This is a genomic window from Nocardioides taihuensis (assembly GCF_042657275.1).
In the GTDB taxonomy this organism is placed as follows: Bacteria; Actinomycetota; Actinomycetes; order Propionibacteriales; family Nocardioidaceae; genus Nocardioides; species Nocardioides taihuensis.
The window spans coordinates 550,593-570,505 of record NZ_JBHSKD010000027.1 but is presented as its reverse complement, the minus strand read 5'-3'; the positions used below and the strand labels follow the sequence as shown (position 1 = coordinate 570,505).

General features: G+C 72.7%; 21 protein-coding genes. 19 read left to right on the top strand and 2 right to left on the bottom strand.

What is annotated here, in order from left to right; all coding sequences use genetic code 11:
* The first annotated feature begins 15 nt into the window (after nt 1–15).
* From rimM to ACFPGP_RS20655, 12 genes are all read left to right on the top strand, one after another.
* The gene (gene rimM, locus ACFPGP_RS20710; RefSeq protein ID WP_378593009.1) at nt 16–591 is read left to right on the top strand and encodes a ribosome maturation factor RimM; all 576 of its coding nucleotides are present in this window, start codon (nt 16–18) and stop codon (nt 589–591) included.
* Nucleotides 592–601: 10 nt separating this feature from the next.
* The gene (trmD, locus tag ACFPGP_RS20705; RefSeq protein WP_378593007.1) at nt 602–1,738 is read left to right on the top strand and encodes a tRNA (guanosine(37)-N1)-methyltransferase TrmD; all 1,137 of its coding nucleotides are present in this window, start codon (nt 602–604) and stop codon (nt 1,736–1,738) included.
* A gap of 193 nt (nt 1,739–1,931) precedes the next feature.
* On the top strand, nt 1,932–2,282 hold the full coding sequence (gene rplS / locus ACFPGP_RS20700; RefSeq protein ID WP_378593005.1) for a 50S ribosomal protein L19: 351 nt from the start codon (nt 1,932–1,934) through the stop codon (nt 2,280–2,282).
* A gap of 35 nt (nt 2,283–2,317) precedes the next feature.
* A complete protein-coding gene (gene lepB / locus ACFPGP_RS20695; protein WP_378593003.1) occupies nt 2,318–3,181 on the top strand; it encodes a signal peptidase I in 864 nt (287 codons plus the stop codon).
* A 4-nt stretch (nt 3,182–3,185) separates the two neighbouring features.
* Nucleotides 3,186–3,896 carry a ribonuclease HII gene (locus ACFPGP_RS20690; RefSeq protein ID WP_378593001.1) on the top strand — a complete coding sequence of 237 codons (711 nt, stop codon included), beginning with the start codon at nt 3,186–3,188 and terminating at the stop codon, nt 3,894–3,896.
* Nucleotides 3,893–4,201 carry a DUF2469 domain-containing protein gene (locus ACFPGP_RS20685; RefSeq protein ID WP_378593000.1) on the top strand — a complete coding sequence of 103 codons (309 nt, stop codon included), beginning with the start codon at nt 3,893–3,895 and terminating at the stop codon, nt 4,199–4,201. The genes ACFPGP_RS20690 and ACFPGP_RS20685 overlap by 4 nt, the downstream gene beginning before the upstream one ends.
* Before the next feature lie 198 nt (nt 4,202–4,399).
* Nucleotides 4,400–4,903: a TadE/TadG family type IV pilus assembly protein gene (locus ACFPGP_RS20680; RefSeq protein WP_378592999.1), complete on the top strand. Its 504-nt coding sequence runs from the start codon at nt 4,400–4,402 to the stop codon at nt 4,901–4,903.
* A complete protein-coding gene (locus ACFPGP_RS20675; protein WP_378592997.1) occupies nt 4,884–6,896 on the top strand; it encodes a hypothetical protein in 2,013 nt (670 codons plus the stop codon). Before ACFPGP_RS20680 ends, ACFPGP_RS20675 begins: the two co-directional genes overlap by 20 nt.
* 186 nt (nt 6,897–7,082) lie before the next feature.
* Complete coding sequence (locus ACFPGP_RS20670) at nt 7,083–7,460, top strand: YraN family protein (RefSeq protein WP_378592996.1); 378 nt, start codon at nt 7,083–7,085, stop codon at nt 7,458–7,460.
* On the top strand, nt 7,460–9,061 hold the full coding sequence (locus ACFPGP_RS20665; RefSeq protein ID WP_378592994.1) for a YifB family Mg chelatase-like AAA ATPase: 1,602 nt from the start codon (nt 7,460–7,462) through the stop codon (nt 9,059–9,061). The genes ACFPGP_RS20670 and ACFPGP_RS20665 overlap by 1 nt, the downstream gene beginning before the upstream one ends.
* Nucleotides 9,058–10,203 carry a DNA-processing protein DprA gene (gene dprA, locus ACFPGP_RS20660; RefSeq protein ID WP_378592993.1) on the top strand — a complete coding sequence of 382 codons (1,146 nt, stop codon included), beginning with the start codon at nt 9,058–9,060 and terminating at the stop codon, nt 10,201–10,203. Before ACFPGP_RS20665 ends, dprA begins: the two co-directional genes overlap by 4 nt.
* 40 nt (nt 10,204–10,243) lie before the next feature.
* Nucleotides 10,244–11,182 (top strand): tyrosine recombinase XerC, encoded by a 939-nt coding sequence (locus ACFPGP_RS20655; RefSeq protein ID WP_378592992.1) that lies wholly within the window; start codon nt 10,244–10,246, stop codon nt 11,180–11,182.
* A 27-nt stretch (nt 11,183–11,209) separates the two neighbouring features.
* On the opposite strand, the gene ACFPGP_RS20650 is transcribed toward ACFPGP_RS20655, so the two are convergent.
* Nucleotides 11,210–11,824, bottom strand: a complete 615-nt coding sequence (locus ACFPGP_RS20650) for a peptidoglycan DD-metalloendopeptidase family protein (protein WP_378592990.1) — start codon at nt 11,822–11,824, stop codon at nt 11,210–11,212.
* Between the two features lie 390 nt (nt 11,825–12,214).
* Here ACFPGP_RS20650 and rpsB point away from each other — a divergent pair, with 390 nt between their 5' ends.
* From rpsB to rlmN, 7 genes are all read left to right on the top strand, one after another.
* Complete coding sequence (gene rpsB, locus ACFPGP_RS20645) at nt 12,215–13,399, top strand: 30S ribosomal protein S2, sunset domain variant (RefSeq protein ID WP_465263275.1); 1,185 nt, start codon at nt 12,215–12,217, stop codon at nt 13,397–13,399.
* A 99-nt stretch (nt 13,400–13,498) separates the two neighbouring features.
* The gene (gene tsf / locus ACFPGP_RS20640; RefSeq protein WP_378592988.1) at nt 13,499–14,311 is read left to right on the top strand and encodes a translation elongation factor Ts; all 813 of its coding nucleotides are present in this window, start codon (nt 13,499–13,501) and stop codon (nt 14,309–14,311) included.
* Nucleotides 14,312–14,431: 120 nt separating this feature from the next.
* Nucleotides 14,432–15,145: a UMP kinase gene (gene pyrH / locus ACFPGP_RS20635; protein ID WP_378592987.1), complete on the top strand. Its 714-nt coding sequence runs from the start codon at nt 14,432–14,434 to the stop codon at nt 15,143–15,145.
* 72 nt (nt 15,146–15,217) lie between these two features.
* The gene (gene frr / locus ACFPGP_RS20630; protein WP_378593571.1) at nt 15,218–15,772 is read left to right on the top strand and encodes a ribosome recycling factor; all 555 of its coding nucleotides are present in this window, start codon (nt 15,218–15,220) and stop codon (nt 15,770–15,772) included.
* Nucleotides 15,773–15,795: 23 nt separating this feature from the next.
* Entirely contained in the window at nt 15,796–16,668 is an 873-nt protein-coding gene (locus tag ACFPGP_RS20625; RefSeq protein WP_378592985.1) for a phosphatidate cytidylyltransferase, read from the top strand.
* An 80-nt stretch (nt 16,669–16,748) separates the two neighbouring features.
* Nucleotides 16,749–17,105, top strand: a complete 357-nt coding sequence (locus ACFPGP_RS20620) for a hypothetical protein (protein ID WP_378592984.1) — start codon at nt 16,749–16,751, stop codon at nt 17,103–17,105.
* A gap of 58 nt (nt 17,106–17,163) precedes the next feature.
* The gene (gene rlmN / locus ACFPGP_RS20615) at nt 17,164–18,300 is read left to right on the top strand and encodes a dual-specificity RNA methyltransferase RlmN (protein ID WP_378592983.1); all 1,137 of its coding nucleotides are present in this window, start codon (nt 17,164–17,166) and stop codon (nt 18,298–18,300) included.
* A 27-nt stretch (nt 18,301–18,327) separates the two neighbouring features.
* Here rlmN and ACFPGP_RS20610 read toward each other — a convergent pair whose 3' ends face one another.
* Nucleotides 18,328–19,911: a metallophosphoesterase gene (locus ACFPGP_RS20610; RefSeq protein ID WP_378592982.1), complete on the bottom strand. Its 1,584-nt coding sequence runs from the start codon at nt 19,909–19,911 to the stop codon at nt 18,328–18,330.
* Between the last annotated feature and the right edge of the window lie 2 nt (nt 19,912–19,913).

The following is a 19,913-nucleotide window of genomic DNA, read 5'->3' as shown; positions in this document are numbered from 1 at the left end:
AGGAGGATCCAGATCGTGGTCTCGACAAGCTCGACCGACGGTGACGCGGACCGCACCGTGGAGGTCGTGGTCGGCCGGATCGGCAAGCCCCACGGCGTGCGCGGCGAGGTGACCGTCGAGGTCCGCACCGACGAGCCGGAGCGCCGGTTCACCGCCGGGGCCGTGCTCGACGTACGACGCCCGCACGACGTCGCCGCCCCCGTCCCGGTGCTCACCGTGCGCGGTGTCCGCTGGCACCAGGGCGTCCTCCTGCTCACCTTCGAGGAGGTCGAGGGCCGTGAGGCCGCCGAGGCGCTGCGCGGGTGCCTGCTGCAGACCGAGGTGCCCGCCGACGCGCGCCCCGACGACCCCGAGGAGTTCTACGCCCACCAGCTCGCGGGCCTCGCGGCGTACGACGTCGACGGGCGCGAGCTGGGCACGGTGACGCGCCTGGTCGGCGGCGGCGCCCAGGACCTCCTCGTCGTCCGCACGCCCGACGGCCGCGACGCGCTGGTCCCGTTCGTGGCTGCACTCGTGCCCGAGGTCGACCTCGACGGCGGCCGGGTCGTCATCGCCGACCGCCCGGGCCTGGTCACCCCGCTCGAGGACTGACGGGGCAGCCGTGCGCGTCGACGTCGTCACCATCTTCCCCGAGTACCTCGCGCCCCTCGGGCTGTCGCTGGCCGGCAGGGCCCGCGACGCGGGCCTGCTCGACGTGCACGTGCACGACCTGCGGAGCTGGACCCACGACCGCCACCGCACCGTCGACGACACCCCCTACGGCGGCGGCGCGGGCATGGTGATGAAGCCCGAGCCGTGGGGCGAGGCGCTCGACGCCGTGCTGCCCGACGGCGCCACGCTCGTCGTGCCCTCGCCCTCGGGTGAGCCGCTGCGCCAGGCGCTCGCCCGCGAGCTCGCCGGCCGCGAGCACCTCGTGCTCGCCTGCGGCCGCTACGAGGGCATCGACCAGCGGGTGGTCGAGGACGCCGCGACCCGGGCGGAGGTCCGGGAGGTGTCGGTCGGCGACTACGTGCTCAACGGCGGCGAGGCCGCCGCCCTGGTGATCGTCGAGGCGGTGGCCCGCCTGCTGCCCGGCTTCATGGGCAACCCCGACTCGCTGCTCGAGGAGTCGCACGAGGACGGCCTGCTCGAGTACCCCGTCTACACCCGGCCCGCCACCTGGCGCGGCCGGGAGGTCCCGCCGGTGCTGCTCTCGGGTGACCACGGGGCGATCGCGGCCTGGCGCCACGAGCAGGCCGTACGCCGCACCGCCGAGCGCCGCCCCGACCTCGCCCACCCCGCGCGGGCGGTCACGTCCGGTGACCTCGAGGGCCACCTCGCCCGGGCGGTCCCGGCGGACGTCGGGGAGCTGCAGACGCTGCAGTGGGCCTGCTTCCCGCCCGAGCTGCACGAGCCGGCCGAGGCGCTGGCGCACGACCTCGTCGAGGAGACCGGCGTGGTCCTGCGCGTGGGCGGGCGCCTCGTCGGCGCCGTCGCCGGCCGGCTGCACGACGGGGGAGCGACCTGGGAGCCGCGGCTGCTGATGGTCGCCCCCGACCTCCGCGGCCGGGGGATCGGGCGCTTCCTGCTCGCCCACGCCGAGGCGATCGCGCCGCCGGGCGTCACGTCGTACGTCCTGAAGACGGCGGCGACCGCCGAGGGCACCCAGCGGATGTACCGCAAGGCGGGCTACCGGCCCGCGGGCGAGGAGGCTCCGGGCGTGGTCCGGATGGTGAAGCCGCGGATTTCCACGGCCTGACGGGCCTGTGGCAGACTTGCCGATCGGCCCTCGCCGGCCAAACAGGGATCGTCCGACGACGCGTTCGGCGGAGATCCGCACCAGCTCCTGCCACAGGGGGAGCATGGTGCCGCCGGCCACTCGCGCGGGAGCCGCACAAGTGCATCCACCCGATCCGTACCGCGGCTGACCTGTGGCACTCGCGAGGAGAACCATGAGCAACGTCATCGCCGAGCTCGGCAACTCCCTCAAGCGCGACGACGTCCCGGCCTTCCGCGCCGGCGACACCATCAAGGTCCACGTCAAGGTCGTCGAGGGCAACCGCGCCCGTGTCCAGGTCTTCCAGGGCGTGGTGATCCGCATCCACGGCTCCGGCGTCGGTCGCACCTTCACCGTCCGCAAGGTCTCCTTCGGCGTCGGCGTCGAGCGCACCTTCCCCCTGAACTCCCCGATCTTCGAGGAGATCGAGGTCGTCACCCGCGGTGACGTCCGCCGCGCGAAGCTCTACTACCTGCGCAACCTGCGCGGCAAGAAGGCCAAGATCAAGGAGCGCCGCGAGGCCTGACCGGCCCCCGCCCACCTGCTCGTTACGCTCTGCGCGTGACCCCCGATGACCGCGACCCGTCGGTGCCCGTCGTGAACGACGAGCCCGCGTCGCGGTCGTCGCACGTCGGGGGTCCGACCACTCCGGAGGATGCTGACATCGACGCCCCCACCGCCGACACCGACGCCCACCGCGACACGGGCGGCAAGAAGAAGCACATGCCGCTGTGGCAGGAGACGATCCTGCTCCTCGCGATCGCCCTGGTGCTCGCGGTCGTCATCAAGGCGCTGTTCGTGCAGGCGTTCTACATCCCCTCGGAGTCGATGGAGCCGGGGCTGATCAAGAACGACCGGATCCTGGTCGAGAAGGTCTCCTACTGGGGCGGTGGCAGCCCGCAGCGCGGCGACGTCGTCGTGTTCGAGGACCCCGGCGGCTGGCTCAACGCCGCCGAGTCCGCCGGGCCGACCAACCCCCTGGCCAAGGCGATGGCCAAGGTGGGCCTCTACCCCCAGGGCGGCCACCTGGTGAAGCGGGTGATCGGCGTCGAGGGCGACGTCATCCACTGCTGCGACGACAAGGGCCGGATCGAGGTCAACGGCCAGCCCCTCAACGAGGACGACTACGTCAACCACCCCGACCAGGTGAAGTGTCGCGGTCCGATGACCGGCAACTGCGAGTGGACGGCGGGGCCGGTGCCCGCGGGGCACATCTTCGTGATGGGCGACAACCGCAACCGGTCCGCCGACTCCTCCGCCCACCTGTGCACGGACGACGAGACCGACTGCAACCAGAACCCCTACGTCCCCGTCGACCTCGTCGTCGGCAAGGTCTTCGTGCTGCTGTGGCCGGCCGACCGGTTCGGCTTCCTGCACCGGCCCGACACCTTCGACGACGTCCCCGACCCCGAGCCCACCGGCTGACCCGGTGACCGCGCTGCCCCGGGGCTCGACCGTCCGGCGTGACGCCGGGCTGTACGGCTACGAGCGTGCCCTGCACCGGGTCGGCCTGCACCCCATCGCCGGGGTCGACGAGGCCGGCCGTGGTGCGTGCGCGGGGCCGTTGGTGGCGGGGGCGGCGATCCTGCCGCCGGGCCGGGCGGGCATCGTCCCGGGGCTGGCCGACTCCAAGCTGCTCACCGAGGCGGCGCGCGAGCGCGTCTATGCCCAGGTGGTGCGGCGTGCCGTGGCCTGGTCGGTCGTGGTGATCGAGCCCGAGGAGTGCGACCGCCTCGGCATGCACGTCGCGAACGTCGAGGCGCTGCGCCGCGCCGTCGCGCTGCTCGACGTGCCCCCGGCGTACGTGCTGACCGACGGGTTCCCCGTCGACGGGCTCGGCGTCCCCGGCCTGGCGGTGTGGAAGGGCGACCGGGTCGCGGCCTGCATCGCGGCGGCGTCGGTGCTGGCCAAGGTCACCCGCGACCGGATCATGGTGGGGCTCGACGGCTCGTGGCCGGAGTACGACTTCAAGACCCACAAGGGCTACGTCACCGACGTGCACCAGGCGGCGCTCACCGCGCACGGGCCGTGCCCGATCCACCGTCAGCGGTTCGTCAACGTGCGGCGTGCCGCGGGCCGGGAGCCTGCCGTGGCGCCCACCGGGGTGGAGAATGGCCGCATGCAGGAGAGCAGCCGATGAGCGCGGAGGACCTCGAGAAGTACGAGACCGAGATGGAGCTGACGCTCTACCGCGAGTACCGCGACGTCGTCGGCATCTTCAAGTACGTCGTGGAGACCGACCGGCGCTTCTACCTCTGCAACCAGGTCGACGTGAAGGCCCGCACCGAGGCGGGCGAGGTCTTCTTCGAGGTCACGATCAGCGACGCCTGGGTCTGGGACATGTACCGGCCGGCGCGGTTCGCCAAGAACGTCAAGGTGCTCACCTTCAAGGACGTCAACGTCGAGGAGCTCAGCCCCGCCGACATCGACCTCCCGAAGTCCTGACGGATCGGCCGCCCCGGGGCTGACCCGAGGAGTCTTGGCGAGGCCCCGCCGGGGCCGCGATGGTCTGGACAGGTCGTTCAGAACACTCCCAGCGTTCGGCAAAGAATCCAGAATTCGGCAATTCCGCCGCTGGCACCGCCCTACGATTCGCAAGGAGTCCCGTCTGCCACGGGCGGGGGCGAAGAGGAGTGTGCCGGCATGAAGTGCCTGAGGCTCGACTGTGCGCGACGGAGGTCCCAGCGGGGCGCCGCCGCGGTCGAGTTCGCCCTCATCATGCCGATCCTGCTGATGCTGGTCTTCGGCGCGATCCAGTACGGCATCTACTTCTGGTCGTCCCAGGGCGGCAGCGACGCCGCCCGCTCCGCGTCGCGCTCGGCAGCGACGACCGAGCCGGTGGCGTGCGACGCGTTCCGCGACGCGGTCGTCGCCCAGATCAACCCCTACCGCAGCGACGGCACCCGGGTGACGATCGAGCGGCACTACTACCAGCAGGCCAACCCGACCGTGCCGGTCGCGGCAGCCACCGACGTGGCTGTCGGCGACCTGGTCGAGGTCCACGTCCGTTTCGAGAGCATCGATCTCGGCCTGCCGCTCATCCCGACGATCCAGGACGGCATCGTCGACACCACCGCCAAGACGCGCGTCGAGTTCCTCAACGGCGGAAACCCCGAGGACTGCAGCTATGTCAACTACCTTCCGTGAGCGCAGCGACCGCGGTGCGGTCGCGGTCATGGTGGCCATCCTGTCGGTCCTGCTCCTGACCGTCGGCGCACTCTCGGTCGACCTCGGCAACGCCTGGGCGCGCAAGCGCTCGGCCCAGAAGCAGGTCGACGTCGCCGCGATGGCGGGTGCCGCGATGCTGCCGGCCAAGAGCTCCGCGGACCGGACGGCGGTCGCGCAGGCCGTGGCCACCTCGATGAACAACGCCAGCAACGCGGTCGGCGGACAGCAGGACGCCGCGTTCAGCGCCTCGCAGTTCCTCGACTCCGAACTCGGCAACGGCGAGATCACCTTCCAGGACAACAACGGGAACACCTGCGCGGTGACCGGGCTGTGCACCCAGATCACCGTGACCTCGCCGAGGGCCCGGGTCGAGTTCGGCCTGGGGCGGATCGTCAGCGACGGCGTCGACGTCGAGCAGACCGCGGTGGCCAAGATCTTCTCCGAGGTCCCCGACGGCAGCCACACGCTCCCGTTCTGGCTCCCCAACGGCTGCGCCTTCGGCGCCGCCGAGGGTGACACCTCGGGCGGGGGCAACGGCGGTGGCGGCGGCAACCCGATCGTGGCCAACGGCTTCGTGGCCACGGCCCCGGCCGGCGCGGTGGCCTCGGCCGCACCGGAGGCCGCGGCGACCTCACCGGCGGTCGGCGCGACCGCCGCGGCGAGCGCGCCGCAGTCGGTGGTCGTGGTCAGCCCGGTCGGCAGTCACAGCCTGGGCCCGTCGACCGCCAACTACACCGTGGGGGTCGGCTCGACGACCGACATCACCAACTACGTCGTCAGCAACGTGCCGTCCAACACCGACCGCGCCTCGATCCGCTTCATCTCGCCGGACAACAGCACCTTCGTCGACTACGCCGTGAACGAGCAGAACCCGCGCGGCACGCTGATCGTCCCGACGTTCACCGTCGGCCCGGCGGTCAGCAACACCTCGGGGGTCTGGACCGTGTACGCGTTGATCAAGCCCAACGGCAACCAGCCGGTCCAGTACTCCACCACCCACCTCACGTTCACCGTGGGCAACCCGTCGGTCTCGACCACGCTCACCTCGTCGACGACCACGACCAGCTCGGACACGACGTCGACCAGCACCAGCGGTGACGGTGGCCCCTCGTCGACGACCACGACGACCGAGCAGACGATCACTGCCACCCCGACCGGCAACGCGGTCGGCTGTGTCGGCCAGAACCGCGGCAACTTCGGCCAGCTCGACAGCCCGCGCCGCGGCATCAGCAACATCCAGCAGGCGCTGGGCCCGAACATCGCGCTCGGCCTCGACCACAGCATCGTGCAGTTCCTCGACCTGCCGCCGGGCACCATCAACTGCGACGACGTGCCGGCCGACCGTCAGGACGAGGTGTCGGAGGACGATGCACCGCCGCAGAACGGCCGCAACTGCATCCAGGGCGCCACCGGCAACGACGGCCCCAAGATGCTCGAGGGACTGATCACCGGCAGCACGGGCAACCCGAGTTTCAAGGGGCGGCTCGACGTGACGGGCGGCCCCAACCGCAACACCTCGAGCCTGTGCACCGGCGGCCGCACCAACGTCGCGCGCAACGGCGTCACCATCAACAACGACGTGCTGTCGTGCTACCTGCGCAACGGCACGACGCTGCGCGACATCGCCCAGCCGACCGGCGTCAGCCAGTCGATGGTCGACCCGTCGATCGTGAACTCGCCGCGGTTCGTGTGGCTGCCGGTCGTGTACGCCCAGACCCGCGACGAGCACGGCTGGCAGCCGATCTACACCTTCACCGCGGCGTTCATCACCGACGAGCGGTGGGACTTCGACGCCAACACGCCGGTCAACGCGACCAGCGACAACGGCATCGTGATCAACGGCAACGGCAACAGCGTCGAGAAGCTGACGGTGTTCACCTTCAACTCCCGCGTGCTGCCGACCAACTCCCAGTCGCCGAACGTCGCCTACAACGAGCAGATCGGCCGCCCGGTCCCGCGCCTGGTCGGCTGACGCGGAGGGCCCGCTCCTCACTGGTCGGGGTGCGGGCCGTCGGGGTCGACGGCGTGGCCGACAGTTGAGGACCTGGTCGCCGCCGCCGGCCCGCGAGACGTCCACAGGCCCTGCTCGGGACACCCTCGTCCACAGGTCCCCTCCGCCCCGCCGCCGCCCGTGCCCGGCTCCGGCGACGCTGGCTCCATGCAGCCCTCCACCTCATCCGCCGCCCGGCGCCTCGCCCTCGGCTCCTACGGCGAGCGCGTGGCCGAGCGTCACCTGACCGACCGGGGCCTCGTCGTGCTCGACCGCAACTGGCGGTGCCCGGGCGGCGAGCTCGACCTCGTGCTCCGCGACGGGGACGTCCTCGTCGCCTGCGAGGTGAAGACCCGGAGCAGCCTGGCCTGCGGCACGCCGCACGAGGCGGTCGACCTGGCCAAGGCCGAGCGGCTGCGCCGGCTCGCCGAGCTGTGGGTGGCCGCGCACGCGGCCCGTCCGCGCGAGGTGCGGGTCGACCTGGTCGCGGTGCTGCGACCCGCCCGGGGTGCCGCCAGCGTCGAGCACGTGCGGGGGATCGCCTGATGCCCGTCGCGACGGCCCGCGCCATCGCGCTCGAGGGCGCCACCGGCCACCTCATCGACGTGCAGGCCGACGTGTCGCAGGGGATGGTCGGCACCACCCTGGTCGGCCGGGCCGACGTGGCCCTGAGCGAGGGGCGCGACCGCTGCCGGATGGCCGTGGTGAACAGCCGGCTCGAGTGGCCCTCGACCCGACGGGTGACGATCCTGCTGTCGCCCGCGGACCTCGCCAAGCGTGGCACCCACTTCGACCTCGCCGTGGCCCTGGCCGTGCTGGGCGCCTGCGGCACGGTGCCGCCCGCCGCGCTCGCCGGCACGGTCTTCATCGGTGAGCTCACCCTCGAGGGCGGCCTGCGGGCAGTGCCCGGCGTGCTCCCGATGGTGCTGGGCGCCGCGGCCGGCGGGATCCGCCGCGTCGTGGTGCCCGAGCCGCAGGCAGCCGAGGCGGCCATGGTTCCGGGCGTCGAGGTGCTCGGGCTCCGCTCGCTGTCCCAGGCGGTGGCCGAGCTGCGCGGCGAGCCGGTCCCGGAGGCACCTCCGGTCGCCGCCGCCTCCGGCAACCGGCTGCTCGCGTGGCGCGGCGACGAACGCCTCGACGAGGTGGACATGGCCGACCTGCTCGGCCTCGGTGACGCCCGCTACGCCGTCGAGGTCGCCGCGGCGGGCGGTCACCACCTGCTGCTCTCCGGGCCGAAGGGGGCCGGCAAGACCACCCTCGCCGAGCGCATCCCCGGTCTGCTGCCCGACCTCACCCCGGAGGAGGCGCTCGAGCTCGCCGCGCTGCACTCGCTCGCCGGCGTGCTCGACCCGCGGCACCAGCTGGTCCGCCCGCCCTACTCCGCGCCCCACCACGACGCCAGCAAGGCCAGCATCATCGGCGGCGGCACCGGGCGGGTCCGCCCCGGCGAGGTCAGCCTCGCCCACTGCGGCGTCCTGCTCCTCGACGAGTTCCCGCTGTTCCGCACCGACGTCATCGACGCGCTCCGCACGCCCCTGGAGAGCGGCGACGTGACGGTCGCCCGTGGTGACGAGGTGGCGGTCTTCCCGGCGCGCGGCATGGTCGTGATGGCGTGCAACCCCTGCCCCTGCGGCGAGTACCGCAGCGACGTGCGGGTCAGCCGCTGCACGTGCAAGGAGGTGACCCGTCGCGACTACCGCGCCCGCATCTCCGGGCCGCTCGCCGACCGCATCGACATCACCCGTCACTTGGTGCCGCTGCGCCCTGACCACGAGCCCGGGGCCGATCCGCCGCCGGGGCTCACCCCGCCACCCGAGTCGACGGCGACCGTCCGCGCGCGCGTCGAGGCGGCCCGGCAGCGGCAGGAGGCCCGCTACGCCGGCCGGTCCTGGCGGCTGAACGCCCACGCCCCCGCGCCTGCCCTGCGCGCTGAGTGGCCGTTGTCCGAGGTCTGCCAGCGCCTGGTGGACGACAAGCTCTACGGCGGGCGGCTGAGCCGCCGCGGGGCCACGCGCGTGCACCGGATGGCCTGGACGGTCGCCGACCTGCGGGGGCTCGACCGTCCCGATGTCGCGTGCGTGGACACCGCCCTCCGGCTCCGCGAGGGTGAGCCGCTCCTGCTCACCGCGCTGCGGGTGGCGGGATGAACGCCCCCGCCGCCCTCCACGACGACCGCCTCGCCCGCGTCACCCTGTCGCGCCTCACCGAGCCGGGCGACCCGCGCGTCTCGCGGCTGGTGCCCCAGCTCGGCGCGCCCCGCCTGCTCCACCTGCTGCTCGACGACGCCGAGGTGAGCGACCTCCGGACGGACGCCGCGGCGCGCCTGCTCGACGTGGAGCCGGAGCGGGAGCTCGAGCGGGCCGCCCGGCTCGGCATCCGGTTCGTGGTCCCGGGCGACGCCGAGTGGCCGGCGCGGACCGCCGACCTGGCCCGGGTCGCCAACTCCCAGGACCGGGGCGGCCCGCCGCTGGGGCTCTGGGTCCGTGGCCCGCGGCGCCTCGACGAGCTGGGCAACTCCGTCGCGGTCGTCGGTTCGCGCTCGGCCACGACGTACGGCGCCGACGTCGCCTCGGAGATCGCGGCCGTCACCGCCCGGGCCGGCTGGGGCGTGGTCAGCGGCGCGGCGTTCGGGATCGACCAGGCCGCCCACCGCGGCGCTGCGGCTGTCCGCGGCTTCACCGTGGCCGTGCTCGCCTGCGGCGTCGACCGGGCCTACCCGACGGCGCACGCGGCCCTGCTCGAGCACCTGGCGACCGAGGGCATGGTGGTGTCGGAGCTTCCACCCGGCTGCTCGCCCACCCGGCTGCGCTTCCTCTCCCGCAACCGCGTCATCGCGGCCCTCACCCGGGGCACCGTGGTGGTCGAGGCCGCGCTGCGCAGCGGGGCCCTGAGCACCGCCAACTGGGCGAGCAAGATCTCCCGACCGGTGCTCGGCGTTCCCGGTCCCGTGACCAGCGCGCAGTCCCAGGGCGTGCACGGCCTGCTGCGCACCGGGGCCGCGACCCTGGTCACCTGCGGCGCGGAGGTGCTCGAGGAGCTCGGCGCCGTGGGGGAGCACCTCGCCGAGCTGCCCCGCGGCCCCGAACGCCGGCGCGACCGGCTGTCCTCCCGCCAGCAGCAGGTGCTCGAGGCCGTGCCCGTGGCCTCCCCGGCCGGGGTCGAGTCGGTCGCGCGCGCCGCGGGGATCGGCCTCCTCGAGGTCAGCACGCTGCTCGCCCAGCTGCAGGCCCTCGAGCTCGTCGAGCAGCTCCCGCGCGGGTGGCGGCTCGCCGAGGGAGCGCGAGCGTGAGGTCCCCGGGGGTCGCGACCCGCGCGCCTACACTCCGGGCATGGCCGACGGCGCTCCCGACCCCGGGCTCCCGGAGGCGATGGTCCGGGTGCTGGCGGACTACGAGCGGCACCTGGCCGTCGAGCGGGACCTGACGCCGCACACGGTCCGCGCCTACCTCGGCGACGTGGCCTCGCTGCTCGAGCACGCGCGGCGGCTCGGACACACCGACGTCGGCGGCCTCGACCTGCGCGGGCTGCGCAGCTGGCTGGCGCTCCAGCAGACCAGCGGCCGCTCGCGCACGACGGTCGCCCGCCGTGCCACCGCGGCGCGCGTCTTCACCGCCTGGCTGGCCCGGACCGGGCGGATCCCCACCGACGTCGGCGCCAGCCTCGGCTCACCCCGGGCGCACAGCACGCTGCCGGCGGTGCTCCGCGCCGACGAGGCCCGCGACCTGGTCGAGGCCGCCGCCGCGCTCGCCGACGACGGCAGCCCGGTCGGGATGCGCGACGTCGCGATGCTCGAGCTGCTCTACGCGACCGGGATCCGGGTCGGCGAGCTGGTCGGCCTCGACGTCGACGACGTGGACCGCGAGCGCAACGTCGTCCGGGTCCTCGGGAAGGGGCGCAAGGAGCGCACGGTGCCGTTCGGCCGTCCGGCGGCGCAGGCGCTCGACCTGTGGCTGGCGTTCGGCCGGCCGCGCCTGGTGGCCGCGGGGGCCGGGCCGGCCCTGTTCGTCGGTGCGCGGGGCCGGCGCATCGACCAGCGGGCGGTGCGCACGCTGGTGCACCGCCGCATCGCGGAGGTGCCCGGCGCCCCCGACATCGGCCCTCACGGGCTGCGTCACACCGCGGCCACCCACCTGCTCGAGGGTGGCGCCGACCTGCGCTCGGTGCAGGAGCTGCTCGGGCACGCCTCGCTCGCCACCACGCAGCGCTACACACACGTGACCACCGACCGGCTGCGCCGCGCCTACCAGCAGGCCCACCCCCGGGCCTGACGCCCGCGCCCCCGCCTCCCCGCGCGCTCACGGATCCCACCCGGAGCGGACCAGCGGCTGCCAACCGGCCCACGCCGGCCGGAGCAGCGGCGTTGCGGTGGGCGGTCCTGGAGCCGGAGGCACCGCGTCCGCCACTGGCGCCGGCCCCCACAGGGGCAGCAGGCGCACGGGTCCGCCGCCGACCAGGGTGAGCGGGTCGAGGTAGGTCTCGCCGCGGCGCCACCCCCAGTGCAGGCAGGCGTCGGGTGGGCAGTGGGTGCCCGCCCAGGCCAGCGTCCCGAGAGGGGCACCGGCCGCCACCCGGTCGCCGACCCTCACCGAGGCCGCGACGGGCTCGTAGGTCGTGCGGGTGCCGTCGTCGTGGCCGACCACCACGACGCCGCGTCCGGCGACCATCCCGGCGAAGGACACCGTGCCCGGCAGCGCGGCCACGACCTGCTGCCCGGGCGACCCGCGCAGGTCGACCCCGCGGTGACCGCTGCCCCACGGGTCGTCGGGAGGCTCGAAGGTGCGGGTCACCGCGGGCGCGGGGGAGAGCGGCCACACCCCCGCCGGACGGGCCGTGTCGGCGCTCGCGGCGACGGGAACGGCCGGGAGTGCCGGAAGCAGGAGCAGGAGGAGCGGGAGCAGGCGACGGGTCATGGTCCGAGGGTGCGGTGCGACAGGACCACCCCGGGGGCGCCGCGGGGGCGGTTGTGGAGGAAGGTGTCCCGGGGAGGGGCTGTGCGCAGGAGACGGGCCGTCCCTCGGATTCGCTGTGGTCGGCCCCGGTCGACTACGCTGACCCCCGGCGATCCCTCGGGATCGACTTCGCACGCCTGCCGACCACGACGGGACCGCTCCGGCCCCGACCACCCGTGGGCGACGGCCCTCGGTCCCGGTCACCCGACCGGGTCGGGCCGCGCGCAGGCGTCAGGGCAGCCGGCACCCGTCGGTTGCACGGAACTGAAAACGATCGGGGCACGTTCCCGGTCCGTCCTGGTTCAAGGGCGGACGTACGGGCGTGGCCCCACACCACAGGAGAACACCTTCATGGCAGTCGTGACCATGCGCCAGCTCCTCGAGAGCGGCGTCCACTTCGGACACCAGACCCGTCGCTGGAACCCGAAGATGAAGCGCTTCATCATGACCGAGCGCAACGGCATCTACATCATCGACCTGCAGCAGTCGCTGGCCTACATCGACCGCTCCTACGCGTTCATCAAGGACGTCGTCGCCAAGGGCGGCACGGTGATGTTCGTCGGCACCAAGAAGCAGGCCCAGGAGGCCATCGCCGAGCAGGCGACCCGCGTCGGCATGCCCTACGTCAACCAGCGCTGGCTCGGCGGCATGCTCACCAACTTCCAGACGGTGCACCAGCGGATCAACCGCCTCAAGGAGCTCGACGAGATCGACTTCGACGACGTGGCGGGCAGCAGCCGCACCAAGAAGGAGCTGCTGCAGATGCGCCGCGAGCGCGACAAGCTCAACAAGTCGCTGGGCGGCATCCGTGAGATGAGCCGCACCCCCGCCGCGGTGTGGATCGTCGACACCAACAAGGAGCACCTGGCCGTCGAGGAGGCGCGCAAGCTGCGCATCCCGATCGTGGGCATCCTCGACTCCAACTGCGACCCCGACCTCGTCGACTTCCCGATCCCGGGCAACGACGACGCCATCCGCGCGGTCGGCCTGCTCACCCGGGTCGTCGCCGACGCCGTCGCCGAGGGCCTGATCGCCCGCTCCGGCTCGAAGCCCGCCGAGGGCACCGAGGCTGTGGGCGCCGAGGAGCCGCTGGCCGAGTGGGAGCGTGAGCTGCTGGGCGGCGACGCCGAGAAGGCCGCCGTCGAGGCGACCGGCGGCGACGCCACCGCCGAGGCACCGGCCTCCGAGGCGACCGGTGCGGCCAGCGAGGCCCCCACCGAGGCGCCGGCCGCCGAGGCCGCGACCGAGGCTCCGGCTGCCGAGGCCGCCACCGAGGCGCCGGCTGCCGAGGCTGCCACCGAGGCGCCGGCCGCCGAGGCCGCCACCGAGGGCGAGTACGGCGCCGACTCGGCCGCCCCGCTCGAGGACGGCTCCGCCCCCGAGGGCTTCACCGTCAAGGGCAACAAGACCTCGATGAAGTTCCACGCGGAGACCAGCCCCTGGTACGACCGGACCAACGCCGAGGTGTGGTTCCGCTCCGCCGAGGCCGCCGAGGCCGCGGGCTTCACCAACGCCGAGGCCAAGGCCGACGCCTGACCGGCGTCCGCCCGACGCCTGACCGACGTCCGCGCCGTGCTCCCGTGACCCCTGGTCGCGGGAGCACGGCCGACCACCACCTGTTCGAGAAGAGGGACCATGGCGAACATCTCTGCCGCCGACGTCAAGAAGCTCCGTGAGCTCACCGGCGCCGGCATGATGGACTGCAAGAAGGCGCTGACCGAGGCCGAGGGCGACTTCGACAAGGCCGTCGAGATCCTGCGCGTCAAGGGCTCGGCCAAGGCCGAGCAGCGCGGTGCCGAGCGCGAGGCCACGGCCGGCCTGGTCGCCACCTCGGGTGGTGCCCTGGTCGAGCTCAACTGCGAGACCGACTTCGTGGCCAAGAACGACGACTTCGTCGCGGCGGCCCAGCGGATCGCCGACGCCGCCGACCAGGCGAAGGCCGGCGACGTCGAGACCCTCCAGCAGGTCTCGCTCGGTGACAAGACCGTGGGCGAGACGGTGAAGGACCTCGCGGTCTCCATCGGCGAGAAGATCGAGCTCGGCAGCGCCGCGTGGTTCGAGGGCCCGGTCGTGGTCTACCTCCACCGCCGCGCCGCCGACCTCCCGCCGGCCGTCGGCGTGCTCGTCGAGTACGACGGCGACGCCGACGCCGCCCGTGGTGCGGCGATGCAGATCGCCGCGATGCGCCCGCAGTACCTGACCCGTGACGAGGTCCCCGCGGACGTCGTCGAGCACGAGCGGAGCATCGCCGAGGCGAAGTCCCGCGAGGAGGGCAAGCCCGAGCAGGCGATCGCCAAGATCACCGAGGGCCGGCTCAACGGCTTCTTCAAGGAGGTCGTGCTGCTCGAGCAGCCGTCGGTGACCGAGCACAAGAAGTCGGTCAAGGCGGTCCTCGACGAGGCCGGCACCACGGTCAAGCGGTTCGCCCGCTTCGAGGTCGGCGCCTGACGCTAGGGTTCGACCAGACCTATCGGAGGAGGCCGGTTCGATGACGATCACGTCGCTCATCGAGCCGGCCTTCTGCCGTCCCCAGCCCCGCACCAGTCCCGAGCCCCGAAGGGTGACCGCGTGACCGCGTACAACAGAGTCCTGCTCAAGCTGTCCGGCGAGGTGTTCGGCGGCGGCAAGGTCGGCGTCGATCCCGACGTGGTGCAGGGCATCGCCCGCGAGATCGCCTCGGTCGCCCGCGCCGGCGTCCAGGTGGCGGTGGTCACCGGTGGCGGCAACTTCTTCCGCGGCGCCGAGCTCCAGCAGCGCGGCATGGACCGCGTGCGCGCCGACTACATCGGCATGCTCGGCATCGTGATGAACTGCCTGGCCCTCCAGGACTTCCTCGAGAAGCTCGGGGTCGAGACGCGTGTCCAGACCGCGATCGCGATGGGGCAGATCGCCGAGCCCTACATCCCGCGCCGGGCGATCCGCCACATGGAGAAGGGGCGCGTGGTGATCTTCGGCGCCGGCATGGGCATGCCGTTCTTCTCCACCGACACCGTCGCCGCGCAGCGCGCGCTGGAGACCAAGTGCGACGTGGTGCTGATGAGCAAGAACGGCGTGGACGGCGTCTACAGCGCCGACCCGCGGCTCGACCCGACGGCCACCAAGTTCGACGACCTCACCTTCGAGGACGCCCTCCAGCGCGGGCTGCGCGTCGCCGACGCGACCGCGTTCGCGCTCTGCCAGGAGAACAAGCTCCCGATGGTGGTCTTCGGCATGGAACCGGAGGGCAACATCCTGCGCGTCGTGCAGGGTGAGAGGATTGGCACGCTCGTCAGCGCGGGCTGAGCAGGCCACCTCGCGAGGGCCAGCCGGCGACGACGGCACGAGACGACCGCAGGACGACAGGAGCCAGGCGTGATCAACGACATCCTCAACGAGGCCGACGGCAAGATGGACAAGTCGGTCGAGGCGACGCGTGAGGAGTTCGCGGCGATCCGCGCGGGCCGCGCCCACCCGAGCATGTTCAACAAGATCACGGTCGACTACTACGGCACCCCGACGCCCCTGCAGCAGCTCGCGTCGTTCACCGCGCCCGAGGCCCGGATCATCCTCATCTCGCCCTACGACATGGGTGCCATCGGCAACATCGAGCGGGCGATCCGCGACTCCGACCTCGGAGTCAACCCCGCGAACGACGGCAAGCTGCTGCGCTGCGTGTTCCCCGAGCTCACCGAGGAGCGCCGCAAGGAGTACATCAAGGTCGCCCGGCACAAGGCCGAGGAGGGCCGGGTCGCGGTGCGCAACCTGCGCCGCACCGCCAAGCACCAGCTCGAGAAGCTGGAGAAGGACGGCGAGGCCGGCCAGGACGACGTCACCGGGGCCGAGAAGCGCCTCGACGGCATGACCAAGAAGCACACCGACGCCATCGACGACCTCCTCAAGCACAAGGAAGCCGAGCTGCTGGAGGTCTGAGCCTCCGCCAGCCCCGCACCCCCATGACCGAGACCGCACCCGCGGCCCCGCAGAAGGACCACGGCCGCGCCGGCCGGGACCTGCCGGCCGCCGTCGGCTCCGCCGTCGTCCTGATCGCCGCGATCATCGCGTCCCTGGCGTTCTGGAAGACCGCCTTCATGTTCATCGTCGCCGCCGCGGTCGTGGTGGCGATCTGGGAGATGCACCGCGGCTTCCGGGCCAAGTCCATCGACCTGCCGGAGCAGCCGCTGATGGTGGGCGGCGTGATCATGGTCGTCGTCGCGTACTTCTACGGCACCAATGCGCTGACCACGGCCACCGCGGTCACCGCGCTGGTGATCATGCTGTGGCTGCTGCGGCGCGGGGTCGACGGCTACGTCATGAACGCCACGGCGTCGGTCTTCACCCTGGTCTACATCCCGTTCCTCGGCTCGTTCGTGGCCCTGCTGCTCGCCGAGGGCGGCGCCACCGACTTCTCCCGGTGGGACGACGGCGTCAAGGGGATCATCACCTTCATCGCGGTCACCATCGCCAGCGACATCGGCGGGTACGTCGCCGGTGTGCTCTTCGGCAAGCACCCGATGGCGCCGGTGATCTCGCCGAAGAAGTCGTGGGAGGGCTTCGCCGGCTCCACCGTCTTCTGCGTCGCCGCCGGCTGGGCGCTCGTGGTCTACCTGCTCGACGGTGACTGGTGGGTCGGCGTCCTGCTCGGCCTGATCGCCGTCGTCATGGCGACGCTCGGCGACCTCTGCGAGTCGGTGATCAAGCGCGACCTCGGCATCAAGGACATGAGCCAGGTGATCCCCGGCCACGGCGGTCTGATGGACCGCCTCGACTCCCTGCTGGCCACGATCGCGCCGATCTGGCTGCTGCTGCACAACCTCGTCTTCAGCTGACACCACGGCCCCGTCGGGCGGGGGCACGCCGAGGCCGGTGCCGCCTCGGGTCCGGGGGTCGGAGGTGGGAGCATGGGGGCATGGGCAACGACACCTCCGTCGAGGACTCACCCACCCGCTCCGGCAACGGTTCGCCGGCCGAGTGGGACCGCAGTCACCCGACCGTGGTCGCCCTCAGCGGCTTCTTCACCGGGATGCTGTTCATCACCGTGATCCCGGGCGGCGTGGCCGGCGTGCTGCGGCTGCTCTTCACCTACGACACCGCCGAGGACCTCTTCCCGCTCGTGCTGCTGGCGCTGGTGGTCCCGATCGTGCTGGTGATCCTCCCGCGGACCCGCCGCTTCGGTGCGTACATGTGGCTGGGGATGGCGCTCACCGCGCTCGTCGTGCTCGGTGTCACCTCGCTGGTGCTCTACTTCATGGTCCGCGCCAACTAGGGGCGCCCGGCCGCATCGGATTGGGCCCGGCACAGTCCCGGATGGGATGATCGCGGGGATGTCCTCCCCGTCGCCCGACCGCCCCGCGCTGCCGCTCGTCCTCGACGAGCCGCGCGGACGACGCAAGCCGCCGCCGCACCTCGCCGACCTGACGGCCGAGGAGCGCGCCGACCGGCTCACCGAGCTCGGCCTCCCGGCGTACCGGGCCAGGCAGCTCTCGACGCACTACTTCGCCCGGCTCGTCGACGACCCGGCGGAGATGACCGACCTTCCCGCCGCCCAGCGGGCGGAGCTCGTCGAGGCGCTGCTGCCCTCGCTGATGACCCCGCTGCGCACCCTCGAGGCGGATCGAGGCACCACCCGCAAGACGCTGTGGCGCCTCTTCGACGGCGCGCTCGTCGAGTCGGTGCTGATGCGCTACCCCGACCGGGTCACCATGTGCGTCTCGAGCCAGGCCGGGTGCGGCATGGCGTGCCCGTTCTGCGCCACCGGGCAGGGCGGGCTGCAGCGCAACATGTCCACCGCCGAGATCGTCGAGCAGGTCGTGGCCGGGGCACGGTCGCTGGCCCGCGACGAGGTGCCCGGCGGGCCGGGTCGCGTGTCCAACGTGGTGTTCATGGGCATGGGCGAGCCGCTGGCCAACTACAAGGCGGTGATCGGCGCCGTACGACGACTCACCGACCCCGCGCCCGACGGCCTCGGCATGTCCGCCCGTGGTGTGACCGTCTCGACCGTGGGCCTGGTGCCGCGGATCCGCCAGCTGGCGGGCGAGGGCATCCCGGTGACCCTGGCGCTGTCGCTGCACGCGCCCGACGACGAGTTGCGCAACGAGCTGGTGCCGATCAACACGCGGTTCTCCGTCGCCGAGACCGTCGAGGCGGCGTGGGACTACGCGCGCACGACCAAGCGCCGGGTCTCGATCGAGTACGCCATGATGCGCGGCATCAACGACCAGGCGTGGCGCGCGGACCTGCTCGGTGACGTCCTCAACGGCTACGGCGACTGGGGGTGGGTGCACGTGAACCTGATCCCGCTCAACCCCACGCCGGGCAGCAAGTGGACAGCCTCCGACCCTGCCGACGAGCGCGAGTTCGTGCGCCGGCTCGAGGCGAAGGGCATCCCCACCACCGTGCGTGACACGCGTGGCCGCGAGATCGACGGTGCCTGCGGCCAGCTCGCCGCCACCGAGGGCTGAGCGAGCCGGCCGGCGACCCGGCTCAGCTCAGCGGAGCCACTTCGGCGTCCGCACGAGCAGCTCGACGTTGCGGTCCTTCGCCGATCCCCGACGCGTGTTGTCGCGCTCCTGCGGGTCGTTGGCCGCGAGCTCGCGACCCAGCGCCGCCAGGTTGAGCGGGTCGTCGAGCTGGTCCGCGGCCCAGGTCAGCGGGGCCGCGTGGTCGACCATCGTGCAGAAGATCGACAGCGTGCCGTCCTTGTTGTCGGCCACCTCGATCAGCCGGGACTGCTGAGGGAAGTCGATGTGGGCAGCGGTGTTGATCTCCCAGAAGCCGCCGCCACCGTCGCGCTTGTGGGCGGTGACCGAGTTGCGGTGGGTGTGGCCGTTGACCCACGCGATCACGTTGGGGTAGCGCAGCAGCTCCTTGACCACGGCCGGGCCGAGCTTGTCGCCGGACTTGATCGCACGGGCGTCCATCGTCCAGGACGTGTGGTGGCTGGCGATGACCACCAGCTTGCGCTTGGCGCGCTCGAGCTCGGCGCGCAGCCAGGCGAACTGCACCTTGTCGATCGATCCGGCGTCGCTGCCGCCCGGCGTCACCGAGTCGAGCACGATGAACCGGATCTTGCCCTGGTCGAAGGAGTAGTAGGCCGTGCCGTCCGCGAGGTTCTGGTCGGTGAAGCCGTGCCCGGCCGGCGCGGTGGTCGTCGTGAAGTGCTCCTCGACCAGCTCCTGGCGCGACAGCAGGCGACGGTCGGGGTCGGCGGTCACGGTGCGGGTGCCCGTGTTGGTCTGCTTGGTGCTGCCGATCGCGGTGGTGTTCGCCGCGTCCGTGTGGGGGAAGTTGCCCTGGTAGAGCTCGTCGTGGTTGCCCATCGCGACGTACCACGGCATCACCAGGCCGGTGGCCTGGAACGGCGCGCGGCAGGCGTCGAGGAGCCCCGGCACCGTCGGGAAGCCGTACTGCGACCGGTAGGTGTCGTCGACCTTCCCGGCGGGCGTGCCGTGCGGGTGCCAGAAGTCCACGCTGTAGTAGGTGGCATTGTCGTCGGCGACGCCCTCGTACTTGGTGAGGTCGCCGGAGTCCTGGGCGACCGTCTCGCCGTCGAGGAGGTCGATGTTCCAGCGGATCTCGTTGTACTGGCCGTTGTCGGAGTTGTCGCCCGTCTGCAGGGCCAGGGCGAGCGGCAGCTTGGTCACGGGGCCCTTGCCCACCGCGTTGATCTCCTGCACCATCGCCTCCGCGACGTGTGCCGTGAGGAACTCCTGGGGCCGGTAGGCCGAGGAGGAGAAGTTCTTGTCCTGGCTCTCGAACCGCAGCGGTGACTGGGCGTCGACGATGTGGACGTCGGTGAGCTGGGCGAACGCGAGCAGTCCCTCGCGGCGCTTCTTGCGCCCCTTCTTCGCGGTGATGCCGAGGTTGGTGCGCACCGTCGTCGGCTCGCCGGCGCCGTACACGAGCGGTCGGTACCCGCCCGTGCCCGGCGCGCCCTTGAGGATGACCTGCGACCGGGTGGCCGCGGCGGCGGTGAGCACGCCGGCCACGGCGGCGTCCGCCAGACCGCCGGCAGCGACGAGGCCGCCGGTGACGCCGGCAGCGCGGAGGAGGTTGCGACGACTGAGATCCATGG

What these genes read in the sequence shown, in the direction of transcription:
- rplS (WP_378593005.1), top strand. Translation starts at nt 1,932, where the DNA reads ATGAGCAACGTCATCGCCGAGCTCGGCAACTCCCTCAAGCGCGACGAC.
- ACFPGP_RS20685 (WP_378593000.1), top strand. Translation starts at nt 3,893, where the DNA reads ATGAGCGCGGAGGACCTCGAGAAGTACGAGACCGAGATGGAGCTGACG.
- ACFPGP_RS20680 (WP_378592999.1), top strand. Translation starts at nt 4,400, where the DNA reads ATGAAGTGCCTGAGGCTCGACTGTGCGCGACGGAGGTCCCAGCGGGGC.
- ACFPGP_RS20675 (WP_378592997.1), top strand. Translation starts at nt 4,884, where the DNA reads ATGTCAACTACCTTCCGTGAGCGCAGCGACCGCGGTGCGGTCGCGGTC.
- ACFPGP_RS20670 (WP_378592996.1), top strand. Translation starts at nt 7,083, where the DNA reads ATGCAGCCCTCCACCTCATCCGCCGCCCGGCGCCTCGCCCTCGGCTCC.
- ACFPGP_RS20665 (WP_378592994.1), top strand. Translation starts at nt 7,460, where the DNA reads ATGCCCGTCGCGACGGCCCGCGCCATCGCGCTCGAGGGCGCCACCGGC.
- dprA (WP_378592993.1), top strand. Translation starts at nt 9,058, where the DNA reads ATGAACGCCCCCGCCGCCCTCCACGACGACCGCCTCGCCCGCGTCACC.
- ACFPGP_RS20655 (WP_378592992.1), top strand. Translation starts at nt 10,244, where the DNA reads ATGGCCGACGGCGCTCCCGACCCCGGGCTCCCGGAGGCGATGGTCCGG.
- ACFPGP_RS20650 (WP_378592990.1), bottom strand. Translation starts at nt 11,824, where the DNA reads ATGACCCGTCGCCTGCTCCCGCTCCTCCTGCTCCTGCTTCCGGCACTC.
- rpsB (WP_465263275.1), top strand. Translation starts at nt 12,215, where the DNA reads ATGGCAGTCGTGACCATGCGCCAGCTCCTCGAGAGCGGCGTCCACTTC.
- tsf (WP_378592988.1), top strand. Translation starts at nt 13,499, where the DNA reads ATGGCGAACATCTCTGCCGCCGACGTCAAGAAGCTCCGTGAGCTCACC.
- ACFPGP_RS20625 (WP_378592985.1), top strand. Translation starts at nt 15,796, where the DNA reads ATGACCGAGACCGCACCCGCGGCCCCGCAGAAGGACCACGGCCGCGCC.
- ACFPGP_RS20620 (WP_378592984.1), top strand. Translation starts at nt 16,749, where the DNA reads ATGGGCAACGACACCTCCGTCGAGGACTCACCCACCCGCTCCGGCAAC.
- rlmN (WP_378592983.1), top strand. Translation starts at nt 17,164, where the DNA reads ATGTCCTCCCCGTCGCCCGACCGCCCCGCGCTGCCGCTCGTCCTCGAC.
- ACFPGP_RS20610 (WP_378592982.1), bottom strand. Translation starts at nt 19,911, where the DNA reads ATGGATCTCAGTCGTCGCAACCTCCTCCGCGCTGCCGGCGTCACCGGC.